This window comes from Streptomyces sp. JLBJ103 (assembly GCF_058215575.1).
In genome coordinates this window covers 2,758,047-2,777,262 of the sequence record NZ_CM177089.1, presented here as the reverse complement: position 1 = coordinate 2,777,262, position 19,216 = coordinate 2,758,047, and the positions used below count along the sequence as shown (strand labels likewise).

Genomic DNA, 19,216 nt, shown 5'->3' with positions numbered 1-19,216 from the left:
GACTGCTGCCGCCGCCGGTACAGCCGGCACCGAGGTGTTCACTGCCCACGCGGTTGGCGACGATCTGCCGCGGGGTGTCCCTCGCCCGTGGTTTCCACCAGAGTTCAGAGGGCCTCTGCCCGCAGTGACGGACAGAGGCCCTCTTCGTTCCGGCAGGGAGCGCGCCGCGCCGGGTGGTACCCGTGGGCGCTATCCGACCTTGACGGTGGCCGGCTTGTTCAGGGCGGCGGATTCATGGAGGGCCAGGCCACGGGTCTCCGGGGCCCACCGTATCGAGATGACGGCCCCGAAGAGCGTGATGGCCGCCGCGACGAGCATCGTCGTGCCGATTCCCCACGAGGTGAGGGCGAGCGGGACGAGATACGTACCGACCGCCGCGCCGATCCGGCTCAGTGACGAGGCGAGGCCGACGGCGGTTCCCCGGATCTCGGTGGGGAACAGCTCGTTGGGGTAGATCCACTGGAGGTTCTGGGTGCCTCCGATGAGGACGGCGTAGGCGGCGAACAAGGTCATGATCACGGGGGCAGGGGCGGAGGGGAACAGGCCGAGCAGCAGGAGTGCCAGGCCGGACCAGGCGAAACTGTGGATGATCAGGGCACGCCGGCCCATGCGGTTGATGACCACCATGGCGAGTACACAGCCGACCACGAAGAAGACCGTGATCAGGGCCGAACCGATGTTGGCCAGGCTGCCGTTGAGGTTGAGCGCGCCGAGGATACGTGGCCCGAAGGCGTACACCGCGAAGAGCGGCACGATCGAGCAGGTCCAGAAGGCACTGACGAACAGCATGCGTCCGACGTAGCCGGACCGCCACAGCAGCGTCAGACCGGCGGTCTCGGTTTCTTCTTCGGGGAGGTCCGAGATGCTGGCCTCGCTGCCGAACACCTTGCGCATGACGGCGTTGGCCTCGTCGACGCGTCCCTTCTTGGCCAGCCAGCGCGGCGACTCGGGGGTGCCCAGCCGCAGCAGCACGATGACGGTGGCGGGCAGCGCGGCGCTGGCGAGCATCCACCGCCAGCCGGTGTCGTCGACGGACAGCAGGGCCTCGCCGACGACATAGGCGGTCGCCGCGCCGACGAACCACATCACCATCAGGCCGCCGAGGAGCGGTCCCCGGTAGCGGCGCGGGGTGAACTCGGCCAGCAGTGAGGTGGCGATCGGGTAGTCGGCGCCCACGGCCATGCCGATCAGCAGGCGCAGGACGAACAGCCACACCGGATCGGAGGCCCAGAACTGCGCGATGGAACATCCGATGATGGCGATGAGGTCGATGGTGTACAGCACCTGCCTGCCGAACTTGTCGGTCAGGTATCCGCCGAGGAAGGCACCGCAGAAGATGCCTATGAGGGCGGAAGCGCCGATCAGGCCCTGGGCGGTGTCGGAGAGATCCATCTGCGGCCCCAGTTGCACCAGGGCGACGCCGACGATGCTCAGGACGTAGCCGTCGAGGAAGGGGCCTCCGGAGGAGTACAGGGCGAGTCTCTTGTGGAATCTGCTCAGTGGGGCGTCGTCCAGGACGCTTGATGCGGTCATGGGAATCTCCTGTGCTGGCCCGCGCGGCGCGAGCCGGCTCGGTGGGGCGGGGGAGGCGGGGAAGGCGGGGGTACGGGGGTGTCGGTGCTTCGGCGGTGTCTCGTGCGGGCCCTGAACGGGGCAGGTGCTCAGGCCCACGGCCCCGGCCACCGCCGCCGCCCGCCCACCTGGAGGTCAGAGGGGGAGTCGCACCCCGGCACCGTGCTCGAGCGCGCGGTGCATGATCGCGTGACCCACCGCGATGTCGCAGACGGCCATGCCGATGTTGCTGTTGACGATGATCTCGTCGGCGTTCTCACGGCCGGGCTTCACACCGGCCAGCACCTCGCCGGTTTCGGCAGCCACCTCGGGCAGGCCGTCGGGGAAGTACCCCATCGACGCGAACAGCTCGTGCTCCTCGACGCTGTCGACGATGTACTTGTCAGCCCGTCGCGAAGTGCGGGGATCCCAGAAGGTGTTCAGGTCGCACGGGAGGATCGTCTGCCCCGCGGTGACCCACTCGTCCTTCACCACCGCGAGCGGCTCTCGCAGGATGACCGTCGCCGAGCTCAGCACCTCCGCGCTCTTGGTGACCGCCTCGGGCGACTCGCCCTTGGCGATCCGCACGCCCAGTTCGGGTTGCAGCTTCGCGATCAGGGCGTCCGCGGCGGCCTCGTTGGTGTCGTAGACGTAGATGGTCTCCAGCTTGGGCATCGCCAGGACCGCGTAGCGGACATGCTCGATTCCCTGCACACCGCAGCCGAACATCCCGAACGTGGTGGCGCCGGGGTGCAGTGCCGCGGCGGCCAGAACCGTCACCGCCGGGGTACGCATCGCGGTCAGCCACGCCGAGTCCATGACAGCCAGCGGCACACCGGATTCCACGTCATTGAGCACCAGCAGCCCGGTGGTCTGCGGAAGACCGAAGGTGCGCGGGTTGTCCGGGTAGCACTCGATCCACTTCGCGCCCACGATCCCCGGCCCCGGCAAGTAGGCCGGCATGGCGTGGTAGAAGACGTTGTCGTACGGGTGGACACCGATCTTGGCCGGCATCTCGTAGCGGCGGTGACCGTGCTCGACCAGGGCCTGTCGGGTCAGCTCCAAAATGGCGTCCCGCGTCAGCCCAAGCTGTTCGACGTCCTGGCGGGAGAGGTAGAGCAGCTCCGAGCCGAGCTTCAGCTGGTCCGCGACGCGCTGTCGGTCAGTGGGGAAGGTCATGTGAGGGTTCCTTCACGGTCGGTCCTCACCCGGGGCCATCTTCCGGGTTCCGCGAAGTCTCCGTCCGGCCGGTCCCCGCCGACATCGTCACGGGTCAGGAACTTCCCCGGTGCTCTTCCTCTCCCCGTAGCAAAGCCGGGATGTCGCTGTTGAGGAGGCGCTGCATCTTCAGCCCCAGATGCAGGGTCAACCGGTGGCGGCCGTTCTTCAGGTCCCACCCGGTCTTGTTCTCGACCTGGGCCAGCCGGTAGTAGAGCGTCGTCCGGTGGATCATCAGTTGCTCGGACGAGGCCGCGGTGTCCCCCGCGGCATCCAGGAACACCTCGGCGGTGTGGGCCAGGGAGTCGGTGCGCGCACCGGTGCTGAGATCGGCGATCTGCTGCGGTACCACCAGCTCGGGAGATGTCGTCGCGGCGAGCATGAGCGGGCCGTAGACACCGGTGTCCCGCCAGGAGACGACCGGTGCCAGCTCCGGCAGTTCGGCAGCGGCGAACGCCGCCAGCACGGCCTGACGCAACAGACCATGAGCCTCGTCGAGACGGCCGGTGTTGCTCAGACCGACGAAGACGCCGCCACCTTCCGCATCCCGCTGCGGCACACCCCGCCGCACCGCCTCGGCCAACCATGCCGCTTCCCGCTCCACCCCGTGTCGGCCGGCGACGAGGACCACGCCGCGATCCCCCACCGCGGCGGCGAGCGCCCGGACCGATGGCTCGTCGCGGCCACCCCGACTGGTGGCGTCCGCGATCACGGCGGCGACCGCCTCGGGGTCCGTGCCCGCCCCGGCCACGATGACCACGACCTCGTCCTCCGCACCGACCAGCCCCTGGTCGACCAGGTCCGCCGCGGCGCGAGCGGAGCCCTCACCCCCGTGCAGCAGGTCGGTCACCAAAGCCCGGCGCAGCTGCTCCTCCTCGGTCACCTGGAGCGACCGCTCCCGAAGCCGCGCCGACAACTGGACCACGCAGTCGCCCACCACCTCATCGAAGCGCTCTGCGTGCGCGTCGATCAGCCACAGATAACCGAGCAGCCGCCCATGATCACGAATCGGATAGCACCGCCGGTCCTTGAGCCCGAGAGACGGCCTGGCGGGAATCGACTGGGGTGTCTCAGAAGCGGCGATGCCGAAGCTGTTGAGGTACTCGGCGACGGGGGCCGGCAGCCGCCGGGACAGCACCACGTCGATACGGAGCTGATCCTCGTCCCCGTAATGGCGGCTGCACACGATGAGGCTGCCGCGCCCGTCGTCCACGGCGACCGAATGCTGGATGCGGGCGGCGAGCGAGTCGACCAGCCGCTGGATCGCATCGATGTAGGGCAGGACCACTGGGACTCCCGCTATGGATGAACGTCGTACACAGTTGCAACATAGCCCCTGCGGACGGCTCCCGGCCGCGCGTGAACACGTTCCGTAGCGCGAGGTCGCGCACCGTGTCCCGTCGTGCGTCGAACGGGCCACCGCCAACGGCGTCGAAGCCCGTGCGAGCAGCCGCATTCTGCCCCGGCCGACGCGGACGGCATGTGAGTCGTTCCGAATCCGTTATGAGCGTGCACGGCTTCCGTCGCTTTCCGCGGTTAGCTTCCGTCTTACCGATCGCGTCCGGTGGGCATCCGGGCGGCTCCGGTGGCACCGCGAGACGAGGGGGAAGACCACCGCCGACGGGCGGCCCCCTCCAGAGCAAAGGGCTTGAAGCATGGCGCGTTCGGGGGTACCGGAGGGCAATCTTCCGGCGGAGCTGAAGAGTTTCGTCGGACGCCGCAGCGAAGTGCGCGAGGTGCGGCGGTTGCTCACCGAAGCCAGGCTGCTGACGCTGACGGGTGCCGGCGGTCTCGGCAAGACGCGCCTGGCCCTGCGGGTCGCCTCTGATGTGTGCCGGACCTTCTCCGACGGTGCGTGGTTGGTGGACCTGGCTCCGCTGGACTGGGGCGTGCGCTGGCACGGTCAGGTCCCACGCCTGCCAGGGCGAAGGCCCTGTGGGTGGACGGCTGGCTGGCCTATCTGCGCGGCGAGATCGCCGTCGGGCGGAGCCGACTGGCCGAATGCCAGGCCCTGGCCGAGGAGTTGGGCGATCCCGAGGTCATGGCCCAGGCCGTGCAGTTCGCCGGCCTGGTGGCAATCTTCGAGGACGACCACCTCCAGGCCATCGAGCATGTGGAGCAGGCGCTCGTCCTCCACCGTGCGGGCGGCGACCGCGGTGCGGAGTGGACCGATCTGTTCCTGCTGGCCCTTTCCTGCTGTCTGTCCGGGGATCCCCGCTCCTCGGTGCTGGGGGAGGAGTGTCTGGCCCTCTGCGACGCCCATGACGCGCGCTGGTCCCGCCCGTTCGCGCTGTGGCTCCTGGGACTCCACCGATGGCTGTCCGGCGACGCCGACGGCGCGACCACCTGCTGCGGGAAGGGCTGCGTATCGAGCGGCCCACCCACCATATGCTCGCCGTCACCCAGTGCCTGGAAGTGCTGGCCTGGGCCGAGGCGACGGTCGGACGCCACACACAGGCCGCCAGACTGTTCGGTGCGGCCCAGAACGTCAGGCATCTGATGGGTGCCGGCACCTCGGCCGGCTGGGCCGGTGCGCCCCATGTGAAGCTGTTGCCCGGTCCGGCTCGCGAGGCGGACCGGGCAACAGCGCCGGTCAGCGGTTTCGTGCCGGATCGGCGCCGGATGTCCTGGCATCACGTCACCATGGCGGCGGGAAGGGGCAGTTCGGTCCAGATGATCTTGCCGGTCTTGGTGTAGCGAGTGCCCCATCGTCCGGTGAGCTGTGCGACGATCAGCAGCCCTCGCCCTCCCTCGTCCGTGGTCCGGGCGTGGCGCAGGCGCGGCGAGGTGCTGCTGGCGTCGGAGACCTCGCAGATCAGGGTGCGGTCCCGGATCAGGCGCAGTTCGATCGGTCCGGTCGCATGGCGGATGGCGTTGGTGACCAGTTCGCTGACGATCAGCTCCATGGTGAACGTCAGATCCTCCATGCCCCACTCCGACAGCTGCCGGCCGGCGACGTTGCGGGCATGCGCGACGGCGGCCGGGTCGACGGGCAGGTCCCAGGAGGCGACCTGGTTCGAGCCCAGGACGTGGGTCCGGGCGAGGAGCAGGGCGACGTCGTCGGACGGCAGACCGGTCAGCAGGGCGTTGACCACGTCGTCGCCGGTCTCCCGCAGGGTCGGCCTGGGTACCGTGAGGGCATTGCTCAACCGGTCGAGTCCCACGCCGATGTCCCGGTCGTAGGTTTCGACGAGGCCGTCGGTGTAGAGCGCGATCAGGCTGCCCTCGGCAAGCTCCAGCTCGACGGACTCGAAGGGCAGAGCCCCGAGGCCGAGCGGTGGTCCGGCGGGCAGTTCCAGGAAGTCGACGGCGCCGTCCGGGCCGACGATCACGGGCGGGAGGTGACCGGCCCGCGCCAGTGTGCACTGCCCGCCGACCGGGTCGTACACGGCGTACAGGCAGGTGGCCCCCATGAACGCGGCGCCCACGCGCTCGTTCCCAGCCGCCGAGGGCTCATCTCCGCCGGGCGCCTCCATGAGGCCGATGACCAGGTCGTCCAGGTGGGCCAGCAGTTCATCGGGGGGCAGATCCAGATTGGCGAGCGTGCGCACGGCCGTGCGCAGCCGCCCCATGGTCGCCGCGGCATCGATGCCATGTCCGACCACGTCTCCGACGACCAGTGCGACCCGGGCCCCGGAGAGCGGAATCACATCGAACCAGTCACCCCCCACACCGCTGGGCGCGTCCGCCGGGAAGTACCACGACGCCACCTCCAGAGCGGATCCCGGTGTCAGCTCTTGCGGCAGCAGGCTGCTCTGCATCGAACGGGCCGCGGTGCGCTCGCGGGTGAAGCGGCGCGCGTTGTCGACGCACACCGCCGCACGCGAGACGATTTCCTCGGCGAGACGCACATCGTCCTCTTCGAAGGGACCCAGCCGCCGGGACCGGACGAATGTCGCCGCGCCCAGGGAGATACCGCGAGCCTGCACCGGTACCACCATGATCGAGCGGAACTTGAACTCACGGATCACGGCGGCCTGTGACGGGTCTTCGGCCACCCACGCACTGCGCGAGGGGTCCAGGATCGGTTCCACCAAGGTCCTGCCCTCCAGCAGGCAGCGGGCCACGGGCGACGAGGGGGAGCGCTGGACCGCCTCACCCACGGCCAGACTTGCCTCCGGACAGCCCTCACGCACCGACTTCTGCCCCGCGCGGCGCATGACGGGAGTGGTGTCGACCGGTCCGGGGGCCGGTTCCTCGCCTTTGATGACCGAGTCCAACAGGTCGACGGCGACGAAGTCGGCGAGGGACGGAACGGCGTCGTCGGCCAGTTCCTGCGCGGTCAGCGTCACATCCAGCGTGCTGCCGATACGGGCACCGGCGTTGTTCAGCAGGGCCAGGCGTTCCTGGGCCCGCCAGCGCTCGGTCACGTCGATGACCATGTACCAGATGCCCACGTGCCGACCGTGGCGGTCTTCCATACCGAAGAAGGAGGCCGAGTAGGCGCGCTCCCGGTTGGGGTCGGCGTAACTGGGGCCGCGGAACTCGTGGTCCATCACCGGAGTCCCGGTGCGCAGGACCGTCTGCATCTTCTCCTCGAACGCCTCCGCTTCCAGTCTCGGCAGCACTTCCTTCACCTGCCGCCCCAGCCGTCGCTCGAGGGGGATCAGTCGCCCCAGTGCGTTGTTCACCCAGACGTAGCGCAGATCCGTGTCCAGGATGGCCACACCGACCGGTGCGTGGGCGAGAAACGGCTCGAGCATCAGCTGGCTCACCCCGCCTCCCGGCAGGCGCCAGAAGGCGGTTTCCGGTGCCCGGCCGACGAATCTGCCGAAGATCAGCGCGGCGGCCGTGGCGACCAGCACGCCCGGGACCATCTCGTAGATGCCCGACTGAAGCGGGCCGAGCAGCGGATTGATCTTCTTCCAGAGAAGCACCGTGGCCGCGCCCGAAACGATGCCGGCCATGGCTCCCGCCCAGGTCATACGTGGCCAGTACAGGGAGAGGAGGACGACCGGCCCGAAGGCGGCTCCGAAGCCCGCCCAGGCATAGCCGACGATGTTCAGCAACCCGCCGCCCTTGAGCGCGATCACATAGGCGACCAGGATCACCAGCACGACGGTGCAGCGGCCGACCGTCACCAGCACCTTGTCCGCGGCCCGTCGGCTGAGGAACGCGTGGTAGAAGTCCTCCGTGAGGGCGACGGACGACACCATGAGCTGGCTGTCCGCGGTCGACATGATCGCGGCCAGGATGGCGATCAGCATCGCCCCGGCGATCCAGGGACTGAACAGGGTCTCGCTCAGCGCGATGAACACCGTCTCCGGGTTGTCGAGCGGTGTGCGGAGCCGCCCGATTCCCACCAGGCCGACGAGCGTGGCGCCCGCGAGCACCACAAGCACCCAGCCTGTTCCGATACGCCGGGCCGCGGGAATGGCACGGGTGCTGCGGATACCCATGAAGCGGGCCAGGATGTGCGGCTGACCGAAGTACCCCAGGCCCCAGGCGAGCAGCGAGATGACGGAGACGGCACTGAGCGCCCCGCCTGCCGACCAGTGGCCGCCGGCGAAGCCGGCCTTTGCCCCCATGTCGACCAGGCTCGGTGTCTTGTGCCTGAGGGCGTCGTCCAGCGCTCCGAAGCCCCCGAGCGCCGCGATACCGACCACAGGGAGCACAACCAGCGCCAGGAACATCAGCGTGGCCTGCACCACGTGGGTCAGGCTCACGGCGAGAAAACCACCGAGGCACGAGTAGACCATGATCACCAGGGCGGTCAGGGTCACCGCGAGCGCGAAGTTGACGTTGAAGACCTGCTCGAACAGCAACCCCCCGGCCACCAGACCACTGGCGATGTAGACGGTGAAGAACACGATGGTGACGGCCGCCGAGACGATCCGGAGCAGCCGGGTGCGGTCCTCGAACCGCTCCTCCAGGTAGGCCGACAGGCTCACGGCGTTACCGGCGCGCTCGGTGTAGGTGCGCAGCCGGGGCGCGACGAAGAGCCAGTTGAGGTAGGTGCCGATCGCCAGACCGATGGCGATCCAGCTGGCGCCGAGCCCGGCCGCGTACACGGCTCCGGGGAGCGCCAGGAACAGCCAGCCGGACATGTCACTGGCCCCTGCGGAGAGGGCGGCGACCAGCGCGCTGAGCCGACGGCCGCCCAGGGCGAAGTCGGCGAAGGTGTGGGTGCGGGTGTAGGCCCAGACACCCACGCCGATCATGGCAGCCACATAGATCACGAACGTGATCACGATGGGCGCGCTCAACTGGAACATGTTTCCCTCGCTCGCCAGGGCCGCAGCCGTCGGCATGCTGCGGCCTGGACCCCTACCAAACAGAATGCCGGATTTCGGCCGGAGTGGGCCGGTCATGGCTTCCCGGAAGGCGGAGGTGCCGGGGGATCAGCCCTGGTCAGCCAGTTCCGCGATGATCTCCGCGTGGCACGGCAGCGGGGCGCACCAGCAGCCCAGGCGGCGGCCGCGGAGGGCGGGGAGGAGGGCGAGGAGGCCGGGGCGGGCGAGGAGGTGGGCGCGGTACTTCTCGAGGACCTCCTCGCGGGTGCCGTCCGGGCCGGGGCGGTACGGGCTGGCGAGCGGGGAGGCGTCGAGGTGCCAGCCGCCGCGGTGCATGGCCCGGCCGACGTAGACCACATCCGCGTAGGCCGGGTCGTCGCGGTGGCCCTTGAGGTTGACCACGGTCGTCCTGGGCATGGCGTTCGCTCCGTCCCGCTGGTGTCAGCCGCTCGGGGGGCCGCCGATGATCGCGCAGGTGGTGCTGGCGTGTGCGTACCACATGCCGTCGGCGGCGCCGGTGACCCGTGCCTCGGTGGTCGCGGTCGTCCGGCCCGTGTGCAGGACCGTAGGTGATCGGGACGCCCTCACACCAGCATGGATGGCGCGGTGTCCCCAGGGCGCCTGGGCCCACCACGTCGCTGATCCAGCAAACGTGAAGGTCAGAAGGGGCCCGACGGTTTCGGGTCGGACCCCTCGTCGTTCCGGCTGGCGCGCCCCGGAGGTGCTGACCGGCCCGCGCGGCGCGCGTGCGCTACGAGCGTCGCGGCACGGGGATGACGTAGCGGCTGAAGAGCAGGTCGCGCATCACGTCGTCGCCGCCTTCGACGATCGAGACGTAGCGCACGTCCCGGACGAGCTTTCCGATGGGGTGATCGTTGGTGTAGCCCAGTCCGCCGAACATCTCCGATCCGACGGAGGCCACGTCCCAGGCCGCCTGGCCGCAGAACATCTTCGCGGTCAGGGCCGTCTTGAGCGTGCCCTGCCGGGCGAAGACCGCCGGTGCCTCCGGGTTCGACATGACCGTGTCGTAGTCGCGGGCCGCGCGGAGACAGTGGCCCTTCATGACGTCGATCAGCATCTCCATCTGCCCCAGCTTCTGCGCGAAGACCGGGCTCTGAAGGAGCGTGCCGCCGCGGAACGGCTTCGTCTTGGCGTAGGTCATGCAGTGGTCGCGGATGCGCCGGGCGATGCCGACCGCCGTCGTGGCGATGAGGATGCGGCTCGCGTTGAGGCCGATCTCCAGCAGCCGCAGCCCCGAGCCCGCCAGCCGGTTGGCCTGCGGTACGCGGCAGTCGTCCAGCCGCACCTGGTAGGTGTGCGAGGCCCTCAGGCCGATCACGTCCCACCGCTTGACGATCTCGATGCCCGGGGTGTCCCGGGGTACGAGGATCGCGTGGTGCTCCTCGGGGTTGTCCGCGTCCCGGGCCACGACCACGATGAAGTCCGCGAAGTCGGTGTTGGTGGAGAGGAACTTGTCACCGGTGATGACGAGTTCGTCCCCGTCCCGGGAGACGACCGTCTCGATCTTGTCCAGTTCGCTGCCGGCGTTCCGCTCGCTCCCCAGCGTGGCGCAGAACGAGCCGCGGGCGGCCATCGGCTCCAGGTAACGGGCCTTCAGCACGTCCGATCCGTAGAGCTGGACCATGCTGGTGGTCAGGACCGAGATGAACAGCGTGAAGGCCACCCCGGCGTCCCCGTAGGAGATCTCGTTCACGACCTCGACGCTGTCCTCCAGGGACATCCCGCGACCGCCGAGTTCCTCGGGCAGCCACCAGTTGGCGAGCCCCGTCTCGCGGAACGCGTCGTACACCTGGTGCGGCTTGTCCGCCAGCGTGTCCATCTGCTCGGTGTCGCCGGCCAGATGCTCCTTGACGAACCGGCGAACGGTCTTCAGGTCCTCAGTCTTCATCGTCCTTGTCCTCACTCGGCGAGAGCTCGCTCGATCAGGTCCGCGACATCCATCGAGTCGAACTCCTCTTCGACCTCGTCCGCGGCTGTGTCCTCGTCGTCCCGCTCCTCCGTGTCCGGGGTGTCCTGCGTGAACAGCAGCTCCCACAGGCGTTCGGCCAGGGCCGCCGGGGTCGGGTAGTTGAAGATGACGGTCGGCGGGATCTGGATCCCGGTGTCCTGCCTGACCTGGTTGCGGAACTCCACACCGCTCAGCGAGTCGAAGCCGATCTCCTGGAAGGTCATATCGGCGTCGATGTCGTCGGCGTCGGGGTAGCCCAGCACTACCGCCGCGGTGGACAGCAGCAGGGCCCGGAGTTCGTCCACCTGCTCCTCCCGCGACAGCCCCGCCAGCCGCTTGAGGACCGGGGGCTCGGCGCTCTCCTCGACGCGCTCGGGCCGCGGCTCGACCATGCCGCGCAGCAGCACCGGCACGCTGTCCTGCTGCCGCAGGGCCGCCCGGTCCAGCACGACGGGAACGGTCGACGCCGCCTGCCGGGTGAGCGCCGCGTCGAACAGTTCCACGCCCTGCTCCGCGGACAGCGGCACCATCCCGTTGCGCCGGAAGCGGCGCAGGTCGGCCTCGGCGAGCTTGCCCGCCATACCCACCTGCCACGGGCCCCACGCCAGTGAGTGCGCGGGCAGTCCGGCGGCCTTGCGCCCGGCCGCCAGGGCGTCCAGGAAGGCGTTGGCCGCGGCGTAGTTGGCCTGCCCCGCGTTGCCCAGCGTCCCGACGATCGAGGAGTAGAGGATGAACGAGGACAGCCCCGTCTCCCGCGTCAGCTCGTGCAGATGCCACGCGGCGTCAGCCTTCGGACCGAACACCCGGTCCAGATGTTCCGGCGTCATGGACTCCGAGGCCGCGTCGTCCAGCACGCCCGCCAGGTGGACGACCGCGGTCAGCGGGGCCGTCCGGGGGATGCGTGCCAGCTGCTCGGCGAGTGCCGCACGGTCGGAGACGTCGCAGGACACTTGTGTGACATCGGCTCCGAGCGCGGTCAGTTCCTCCGCCAGCTCGGCCGCGCCCGGGGTCTGCGGGCTGCGCCGGCTGAGCAGCAGCAGGTTCCGCGCCCCGTACTCGGTGACGAGGTGCCGGGCGACCAGCTCACCGAGGGCACCGGTGGCGCCGGTGAGCAGCACGGTGCCCCGCGGGTCCCACTCCGGCCGCTCCACCGTCGTCGCCTCCGCCGCCACCAGGCGCGGGACGTGGACGGTGCCGCTGCGGACGGCGAGCTGCGGTTCGCCGGAGACGTCCAGTGACTTGAGCGCGGCCCAGGACTCCTCGGTGCCGTCGGCGTCGACGAGTGCGAACCGGCCGGGATGCTCGGCCATGACCGCGCGCACCAGACCCCAGACCGCCGCGCCCGCCGGGTCGGGTGTCTCTTCGCCGGTCACCGCCACCGCCCGCCGGGTGACGAACACCAGCGGCCCGTCCGCGGCGGTCTCCTCGAGCAGCCTCTCCTGGACGCGGGCGAGCACCTCCTGTGCGTGCCGCCGGGCCGCCGCCGGAACGTTCTCGTCCGCCTCCGGCTCGACGTACACGAACTCCGCGTTGGCGGGGTGCGCGGCGTCGGCCGCCTCGGGCCGGGCCGTCCACGCCACGGTGAACAGGCCGCTCTCCCCGGCCCCACCGGTCAACTGCTCCGCGGAGGCGGGCATGAGGGCGAGGGAGTCGACGGAGAGCACCGGCTGCCCGTCCTCGCCCGTGAGCGTGAGTGACACCTCGCGCGGGCCCTTCCGCGCGATCCGCACCCGCAGCCGGGTACCGGCGTGGCTGTGCAGCGACACCCCCGACCAGGCGTAGGGCAGCAGGGCCGCCGCGCCCGCGTCCTCGGACTCCGCGAAGAACGACAGCATCGGGTGCAGCGCGGCGTCGAACGCCGCGGGGTGGACGCCGAACCCGCCGGTGGCGTACGGGACGTCCGCGGGGAGCTGGATCTCGCCGTAGACCTCCTCGTCCGTGGCCCACAGGGCAGCCAGCCCCTGGAAGGCCGGTCCGTAGTCGTAACCCCGTCCGGTCAGCTCCGGGTAGAAGTCCGCGAGTTCGACCTCGGCGGCGTCCTGCGGGGGCCACACCTGCGGACGGGCGTCCCGCGGGGCCGGTGCCGCCGCGGACAGGTAGCCGGTCGCGTGCCGGGTCCAGGCGCGGGCCGGGCCGGACGCGGCCCGTGAGTAGATCCCGATCTCGCGCCGTCCGGATTCCTCGGGCCCGCCGAGGACGATCTGGAGGCGCACCGGGTCCGCACCGAGGATCAGGGGTGCCTGGAGGGTGAGTTCCTCCACGCCCCCGCCCGCGCCGCCGAGTTGGCCGTCCGGGTCCGCGGCACGGAGCGCCATCTCGACGAAGGCCGTGCCGGGGAGGACCGTGGTGCCGAAGATGGCGTGGTCGGCCAGCCACGGTGCGTCGGCCAGGGAGAGCTGACCGGTGAGGACGATCTGATCGCCGACCGCGAGGTCGGTGGACGCCATGAGGAACGGGTGCTCGACGGGGGCGATCGCACCGGCGGCATCGCCCACCGCGGCCGGACGCTCCGCCCAGTACCGCTGCCGGTCGAAGGCGTAGCCGGGCAGCTCGGCGTGGCCCGCGGTGACCCCGAGCGCGCCGAGGCAGGCACGCCAGTCGACTGGTGTCCCCTCGACGTGGAGGCGGGCCAGCGCCTCCACGACCGACCGGGCCTCGGAGCGGTCCTTGCGCACCAGGGGGACGGCCTTCACCTGCGGTGCGGTCTCGGCCAGGCTCTCCTGCGCCATGGCGGACAGCACCCCGTCCGGGCCGACCTCCACCAGCACCTCTGCACCGGCCCCGACCGCGGCGTGGATGCCGTCGGCGAACCGGACGGTGTCCCGCACATGCCGCACCCAGTACTCGGGCCGCTCCAGCTCGCCGTCCTCCGCAACACCGCCGGTGACGTTCGAGACGACCGGGAGGCGCGGCGGCGCGTAGGTCACCGACCGGGCGACCTCGGCGAACTCCGCCAGCATGGGCTCCATCAAGGGCGAGTGGAAGGCGTGCGAGACTCGCAGCCGGGTCGTCTTGCGGCCCTGCGAGGCGAAGAGCGACTCGATCGCGACGACCGCGTCCTCGTTCCCCGAGACGACGGTGGACAGGGGGCCGTTGACGGCGGCGATCGACACCGGTCCGTCCTGGCCGTCGAGCGCGTCGCGGACCTCGTCCTCGGCGGCCTGGAGGGCCACCATCGCCCCGCCCCTGGGCAGGGCCTGCATCAGCCTGCCCCGGGCGGCCACCAGCCGGGCGGCGTCGGCGAGCGAGAACACACCGGCCACATGGGCGGCGGCCAGTTCACCGATCGAGTGCCCCACCAGCACCGCGGGGGTGATCCCCAGCGATTCCAGCAGCCGGAACGCGGCCACCTCGAACGCGAAGAGCGCCGGCTGTGTCATCCCCGTCTCGTCCAGCAGCGACGCCGCCTCGGAGCCCTTCTCGGCCGTCACCACCTCGTCGATCCGGTGCTCCAGCACGGGGTCGAGTGCGGCGCAGACCTCCTGCCACGCCTGGGCGAACACGGGGAACGTGCCGACGAGTTCACCGCTCATGCCCAGCCGCTGGCTGCCCTGTCCGGAGAACAGCACGCCGACGGCCGAGGCCAGGGGCCCGCCACTTCCGGTGATCACGCCTGCCGCCCGCTCGCCCTTGGCCAGCGCCTCCAGGCCGGCCAGCAGTTCGGCCCGCCCGGCGCCCAGGACCACCGCACGGGTGTCGAAGTGGGTTCGCCGCGTGGCCAGGGACAGCGCCACCCCGGCCACGGAGGGCGCGGGTTCGGCGGACGCCGCCGTCAGCAGCCGCTCCGCCTGGCCGGTCAGGGTCCGGGAGCCGCGTGCGGACAGCAGCCAGGGCAGCACGCCGGCCGGCTCCTGCTCGTCGCCGCTGTCCGGGGCCGGAACGACATCGCCCTGCTCGATGACGACGTGGGCGTTGGTGCCGCTGATCCCGAACGAGGAGACAGCCGCCCGCCGAGGCCGCCCGGACTCCGGCCAGGTCCGCTCCTCGGTGAGCAGTTCCACCGCTCCCGAGGACCAGTCGATGTGCCGGGACGGCTCCTCGATGTGCAGCGTGCGCGGCAGCACGCCATGACGCATGGCCATGATCATCTTGATGATGCCGGCGGCGCCCGCGGCGGCCTGGGTGTGCCCGATGTTGGACTTCACCGAGCCCAGCCACAGGGGCTCGGCCCGCTCCTGGCCGTAGGTCGCCAGCAATGCCTGGGCCTCGATCGGGTCGCCCAGCGCGGTGCCGGTGCCATGCGCCTCGACCGCGTCGACGTCCGACGGGGCCAGCCCGGCGCTCGCCAGCGCCTGCCGGATCACCCGTTGCTGCGAGGGGCCGTTGGGGGCGGTGAGCCCGTTGCTCTCACCGTCCTGGTTGATCGCACTGCCGCGCAGCTCGGCCAGCACCCGGCGGCCGTTGCGCCGGGCGTCCGACAGCCGCTCCAGCACCAGCACGCCCACGCCCTCGGACCAGCCGGTGCCGTCGGCGGCGTCGGAGAACGCCTTGCAGCGGCCGTCTGGCGACAGCCCGCCCTGCCGCGCGAACTCCACGAACATGCCCGGTGTCGACATCACCGTGACACCGCCCGCCAGCGCCAGGGAGCAGTCACCCGCACGCAGCGACTGCGCGGCGAGGTGCAGCGCCACCAGCGACGAGGAGCACGCGGTGTCCACCGAGACCGCCGGGCCCTCCAGGCCCAGGGTGTAGGCGACCCGTCCGGAGACCACACTGGTCGCGCTCCCCGTCAGGGCGTGGCCGCCGAGGTCGCCGGGCACGTCGTTCAGCTGCGGCAGATAGTCCTGGGCCATGGCGCCCATGAAGACGCCCGTCCGGCTGCGGCGCAGCGCCGTGGGGTCCTGACCGGCGTGCTCCAGGGCCTCCCACACCGCTTCCAGCACCAGTCGCTGCTGCGGGTCCATCGCCAGCGCCTCACGCGGGCTGATGCGGAAGAAGGCCGCGTCGAAGTCCCCGGCGTCGGCCAGGAAGCCGCCCTTGCGCGGAAAGTCCGTACGGGGGTCCAGCCGCCAGCCCCGGTCCTCGGGGAACCCGGAGATCGCGTCGGCGCCTTCGGAGACCAGCCGCCACAGGTCCTCCGGGGAGGAGACACCGCCGGGCAGCCGGCAACTCATACCGACGATCACCACCGGGTCGTCCGTGACGGCTGCCGCGGCGGCGTCCTGCGGGCGCTGGTCCTCGTCCGGACCGGAGAGCCGGTCGCGCAGGTGCCCCACGAGCAGCGTGGGAGTGGGGTGGTCGAACAGCAGCGAGGACGGCAGCCGCAGGCCGGTCGCCGGGTTCAGCCGGTCCCGCAGCTCCACGGCGGTCACCGAGTCGAAGCCCAGCTCCTTGAACGTGACGTCCGCCTCGACCGCCCGGGGGTCGCTCAGCCCCAGCACGGCCGCCGCCTGCGAGCGGACCAGCGTCCACAGCTCCTTGTCGCCCGGCACGGCCCGACCGCTGTCGTCGGTCGGCGGGGCGTCGGCCGCGCCGGTCACCGGCGTGGCCGGTCCGCCGTCGGCGGCCCCGGGGTTTCCCGGCGAGGGCAGTCCCTGCGGCAGGGCCCCCTGACCGGTGACCCAGTACGGCTGGCGCTGGAAGGCGTAGGTGGGCAGCTCCACGCGGCGCGCGCCGGTGAAGAGGTGAGCCCAGTCCACCTCGACGCCCTTGGCGTACAGCTCGGCCATGGACAGCAGCAGCCGCCGCGCCTCGTCCTCCCGACGGCGCAGCGTCCCTTGGACCACCGCGTCCGCCACGGTGTCCGAGATGGCCATGGTCACCACCGGATGCGGGCTGATTTCGATGAACACCCCGTGGCCCGCTTCGGCCAGCCGCTCGATGGTCTCCGAGAACCGCACCTCCTGGCGAAGGTTGCGGTACCAGTACTCGGCGTCCATGGTCGCCACGTCGATCGGGCCACCGGTGACCGTGGAGTAGAACGCGACACCGGTGTCGGTCGTCTCGATGCCCTCGGCGGCGCGCAGCACCTCGTCCCGGATGGCCTCCACATGCGGCGAGTGGGAGGCGTAGTCGACGGGGAGGACCTTCGCGCGGATGCCGCGTGCCTGGCAGTCGGCGACGACGGTGTGCACCGCCGCCACGTCGCCCGAGACGACCACCGCGTTCGGGCCGTTGACGGCCGCGATCGACACCCTGTCCTGGTCCACGTCGGCGGCGGGCATGGCGAGCGAGGCCAGTGCGCCCTTGCCGGAGAGACCGGCGTCGATGGCCAGGCTGCGCCCCACCGAGAGCCGCAGCCCGTGGGCCAGCGAGATGATGCCCGCCGCGCAGGCGGCGGCGATCTCGCCCTGGGAGTGTCCGACGACGGCGTCCGGCAGGACGCCCGCCGAACGCCACACCTCGGCCAGCGAGACCATCACGGCGAACAGTGCGGGCTGCACCACGTCCACGCGCTCCAGCGCCGCCTCGTCCGCCAGCACCTCCCGGAGCGACCAGTCCACCAGGCCGCTCAGCACCTGCTCGCACTCCGTCATGCGGGCGGCGAAGACCGGGGAGGAATCCCACAGGCCGCGTGCCATGCCGGCCCATTGGGACCCCTGGCCGGGGAAGACCCACACCACGCCCGCGGGGGTCGCGGCCGAGCCCTCGGCGACGTGCGCCGCGGGCTCACCCGAGGACAACGCCGAGAGACCGGCGAGCAGTTCGGCGCGGTCGGCGGCGAGGACGACGCCGCGGTGCTTGAGCGCCGAGCGGGTCGTCACGGTGGAGAAGCCGACGTCCGACGGGCGCAGGGCGTCGTCGTTCGCCACCCACTCCCGCAGCCGGCCGGCCTGGGCGCGCAGGGCGGCCGTCGACTTGCCGGAGACCACCACCGGAACCACTTCGTCCGGGCCGGTGGCGTCCTGAGCGGAGTCCGGCTCCGGCACGGTGGCCACGGGTGGGGCGCCGACCACCAGATGGCAGTTGGTGCCGCCGACGCCGAACGAACTGACCCCGGCGACCCGGTCGTCACCGGCCCACGCGCGCCCGGCCGTGTTGACCCGCAGCCGCCAGGTGTCCATGGGGATGGCGGGGTGTGGCTCGGCGTAGTTGAGGCTCGCCGGGAGGACGCCGTGCCGCATCGACAGGCCGACCTTGATCAGTCCCACGACGCCCGAAGCCGCGTCGAGGTGACCGATGTTGGTCTTCACCGAGCCGACGAGCAGCGGATCGTCACTCGGCCGGGCCGCGGCGAAGACGGAGCCGAGGGCCCCGGCCTCCACCGGATCACCGGCCCGGGTGCCGGTGCCGTGCAGTTCGACGTATCCCACCTGCTCCGGCGTCACCCCAGCCCGGACGTGGGCCTCGCGGAGCAGGGCCTGCTGCGCGAGGCTGTCGGGGACGGTCAGCGCCTGCCCGTCACCGTCGTGGTTCACCGCGCCGCCCAGCAGTACGCAGTAGACGCGGTCGCCGTCGGCGACGGCGTCCTCCAGGCGCTTGAGGACGACCATGCCCGCGCCCTCGCCCCGCACGAAGCCATTGGCGCGCGCGTCGAAGGTGTAGCTGCGGCAGTCCGGGGACAGGGCGCCGGCCCGCGCCAGCGCGAGGGTGCTGTCCGGCACCAGGTTCAGATGCACCCCGCCCGCCAGAGCCAGCCCGGTCGCGCCCGACAGGAGGCTCTGGCACGCCATGTGGACGGCGACGAGCGAGGAGGACTGGGCGGTGTCCACCGTCATGCTCGGTCCGTGGAACCCCAGTTGGTGGGAGATCCGGTTGGAGATCAGGCCCCGGCTCAGCCCGGCGAGGGAGTGGTGCGAGACCGCGTCCAGGCCGTGCCGGGGGACGAGCGAGGCGTAGTCGTCGCCGGTGGCGCCGAGGAAGACCGCGGTGGAGGTCCCGCGCAGGGACTCCGGTGCGGTACGGGCGTCTTCCAGGGCCTCCCAGCTCAGCTCCAGCGCGAGGCGCTGGCGGGGGTCCATCGCCGCGGCCTCGCGCGGGGATATGCCGAAGAAGGCGGCGTCGAAGTCGGCCACCCGCTCGACGAATCCACCCCGGCGGTACGGCGCGAGATCCTCGACGTCGTACCACCGGTCGGCGGGCGCCTCGGCGATGGCGTCCTCGCCGTCGCGCAACAGCTTCCAGAAGCCCCGGAGATGGTCCGCCCCGGGAACCCGGCACCCCATCCCGACGACGGCGACGGCGCCCCCGACCGGGGCATCCTGCCCCCGCTCGACCTGGTTCACGTGCATCAGTTCAGACCTTTCCCCGTCAGAAAGCTCAAGCGTTGTCGTCGGATTCGAACGTGGTGACCGGCGGGCCCCGG

8 protein-coding genes are annotated in these 19,216 nt (G+C 71.2%); 1 reads left to right on the top strand and 7 read right to left on the bottom strand.

Annotation, left to right across the window (positions count from 1 at the left end; genetic code table 11):
• Positions 1 to 189: 189 nt before the first annotated feature.
• The 3 genes from AC4BEG_RS11835 to AC4BEG_RS11825 all read right to left on the bottom strand — a co-directional run bounded on the left by AC4BEG_RS11835 (position 190) and on the right by AC4BEG_RS11825 (position 4,057).
• Positions 190 to 1,533: an MFS transporter gene (locus AC4BEG_RS11835; RefSeq protein WP_490705844.1), complete on the bottom strand. Its 1,344-nt coding sequence runs from the start codon at positions 1,531 to 1,533 to the stop codon at positions 190 to 192.
• Positions 1,534 to 1,707: 174 nt separating this feature from the next.
• Positions 1,708 to 2,730: an ornithine cyclodeaminase family protein gene (locus AC4BEG_RS11830; protein WP_490705843.1), complete on the bottom strand. Its 1,023-nt coding sequence runs from the start codon at positions 2,728 to 2,730 to the stop codon at positions 1,708 to 1,710.
• Between the two features lie 94 nt (positions 2,731 to 2,824).
• Positions 2,825 to 4,057 carry a PucR family transcriptional regulator gene (locus AC4BEG_RS11825; protein ID WP_490705842.1) on the bottom strand — a complete coding sequence of 411 codons (1,233 nt, stop codon included), beginning with the start codon at positions 4,055 to 4,057 and terminating at the stop codon, positions 2,825 to 2,827.
• A gap of 651 nt (positions 4,058 to 4,708) precedes the next feature.
• Between AC4BEG_RS11825 and AC4BEG_RS11820 the strand changes: the two genes are divergently transcribed.
• On the top strand, positions 4,709 to 5,269 hold the full coding sequence (locus AC4BEG_RS11820) for a tetratricopeptide repeat protein (protein WP_490705841.1): 561 nt from the start codon (positions 4,709 to 4,711) through the stop codon (positions 5,267 to 5,269).
• Positions 5,270 to 5,402: 133 nt separating this feature from the next.
• Here AC4BEG_RS11820 and putP read toward each other — a convergent pair whose 3' ends face one another.
• The 4 genes from putP to AC4BEG_RS11800 all read right to left on the bottom strand — a co-directional run bounded on the left by putP (position 5,403) and on the right by AC4BEG_RS11800 (position 19,142).
• The gene (putP, locus tag AC4BEG_RS11815) at positions 5,403 to 8,984 is read right to left on the bottom strand and encodes a sodium/proline symporter PutP (RefSeq protein ID WP_490705840.1); all 3,582 of its coding nucleotides are present in this window, start codon (positions 8,982 to 8,984) and stop codon (positions 5,403 to 5,405) included.
• A gap of 126 nt (positions 8,985 to 9,110) precedes the next feature.
• On the bottom strand, positions 9,111 to 9,419 hold the full coding sequence (locus AC4BEG_RS11810; RefSeq protein WP_490705839.1) for a DUF4326 domain-containing protein: 309 nt from the start codon (positions 9,417 to 9,419) through the stop codon (positions 9,111 to 9,113).
• Between the two features lie 334 nt (positions 9,420 to 9,753).
• Positions 9,754 to 10,911, bottom strand: coding sequence for an acyl-CoA dehydrogenase family protein (locus AC4BEG_RS11805; protein ID WP_490705838.1), 1,158 nt, complete (start codon positions 10,909 to 10,911; stop codon positions 9,754 to 9,756).
• Between the two features lie 11 nt (positions 10,912 to 10,922).
• Entirely contained in the window at positions 10,923 to 19,142 is an 8,220-nt protein-coding gene (locus tag AC4BEG_RS11800; protein ID WP_490705837.1) for a type I polyketide synthase, read from the bottom strand.
• Positions 19,143 to 19,216 lie beyond the last annotated feature (74 nt).